Genomic DNA, 537 nt, shown 5'->3' on the forward strand with positions numbered 1-537 from the left:
GATTGCGGGCCACGTGGGCCCAGCACAGTTGCCGCTGGTCGGCGTCGATAAACCGGTAGCCGGCGTACTGGTCGGTCACCAGCACCCCGTCAAACTCGGCGCCCAGCAGCCGCTTGGCCGCCTCCTGACCACGGCCATAGGCCGTCATGAAGCAGACGGCTATCTTGCTCAGCGCCAGCCACATCCAGCGGCGCTCTCCACCCCGCTGATGCCGGGTCTCATCGGCATGAACGTGGGTGGCCGTCTGCACCTGCTGCTTGATGGCCTGGTAGGTCGGGGTGAGCATGGCACTCACCCGCCCCTGCGCCTCACTGATGGCGCCCCGGCTAAAACTCAGGCCGAAATGCTGTTTGAGCTGCTGCTGTATCTGGCTGACGCTCTGGTGAAACTGGCCGCTTTGCAGCGCGATGTAGCTGAGCAGATTGGCCCCCATCTGGCTGCTGCTGACGTTGTCTGGCAGTGCGGCCTGGGTCGTGCCGATACACCGTGAGCAGGTCGCACGATACAGTTGGTGTTCGGTGACGAGATAGCTCACCT

Annotated in this window: 1 protein-coding gene; it reads right to left on the reverse strand. The window is 63.9% G+C overall.

Annotated features, from left to right (window positions below):
- Positions 1 to 537 (reverse strand): IS66 family transposase (locus tag J9889_RS19555; protein ID WP_210557782.1); only part of this gene is annotated, 537 nt, incomplete at both ends.

The sequence above is a fragment of the Aeromonas sp. PrichA-15 genome, from assembly GCF_017939245.1.
In the GTDB taxonomy this organism is placed as follows: domain Bacteria; phylum Pseudomonadota; class Gammaproteobacteria; order Enterobacterales; family Aeromonadaceae; genus Aeromonas; species Aeromonas caviae.